Genomic DNA, 905 nt, shown 5'->3' on the forward strand with positions numbered 1-905 from the left:
GGTGATGCTCGTCGAACCGTTCGCCCGCGACAGCCTGCCCGAGAACCTCAACCCGGTCGGCCGGATGTACTACGCCGCATCGACGGTGCTGTGCACCCCGTCGTCGCTCGATCAGCCGGTCGCACTCGGCCTCGGCGCGCAGGCCGGGGAGCGGCGGCTCGCGGAGATCGCCGCCGAGGCCGGATTCGGCTCCTTCCGCCGCGCCACCGAAACCCCGTTCAACCTCGTCCTCGAAGCACGCCCCTGAAGTGCTCTCCGGACGCCGATCGGACCCCCCGGTGACGCCGATGGGCCACGATCGGAGGATGGACCGCGTCACCCGACTCTCGCTCGCCCTCGACCGTCAGGACGGGCGGTGCCTGTGGTGCGGACGGGAGTTCGGCCGGTTGATCACCCCGACCACCGATCATCTGGTGCCACGCCTGAAGGGCGGCCCGAGCATCACCGCCAACGAGGTCGCCGCGTGCCGACGCTGCAACGCCGACCGCGGCCACATCGCACCGGTCGAATGGCTCGACCGATGCCGGCAGCGCGACGGCTGGGTACCCGACGAGAAGCTGCTGACGCGGTTGCTCGAGGAGCTCGGCGACGAACTCGTCCGGGTCGGGGGTCATCGTCGTGCGCGGGATTATCTGTCCGCGCAGTTGCGGCGCTTGCGGCGACCGTCGTGAGGAAGACCGGAATCAATACGTCACCGTGACGTTTCGAGGTCGGCCGAACCCCGGATGGAAGAGGGTCCACATCGTCGACCGGGCGGGACACACCGCCCGGTGCAACGACCAGCCGCAGTGCGCGCGGCGGCGTCAGCATGCGTCGTCCGGCCGACTCGCGTCCGCCGCCGGCAGCGCGGGGCCGCGAGTGCCGGGCAGACGACCATCAACGCGCTGATCGGCACGGTCGACCTT

1 protein-coding gene and 1 pseudogene are annotated in these 905 nt (G+C 70.6%); both read left to right on the top strand.

Annotated elements, in window-relative coordinates:
- A pseudogene (locus R1101_RS28745) lies at positions 1-247 on the top strand (SAM-dependent methyltransferase); the annotation flags it as partial.
- Between the two features lie 58 nt (positions 248-305).
- On the top strand, positions 306-671 hold the full coding sequence (locus R1101_RS0124515; protein ID WP_016935767.1) for an HNH endonuclease: 366 nt from the start codon (positions 306-308) through the stop codon (positions 669-671).
- Positions 672-905: the final 234 nt, after the last annotated feature.

The sequence above is a fragment of the Rhodococcus sp. R1101 genome, assembly GCF_000278445.1.
GTDB classification, from domain to species: Bacteria; Actinomycetota; Actinomycetes; order Mycobacteriales; family Mycobacteriaceae; genus Rhodococcus; species Rhodococcus gordoniae.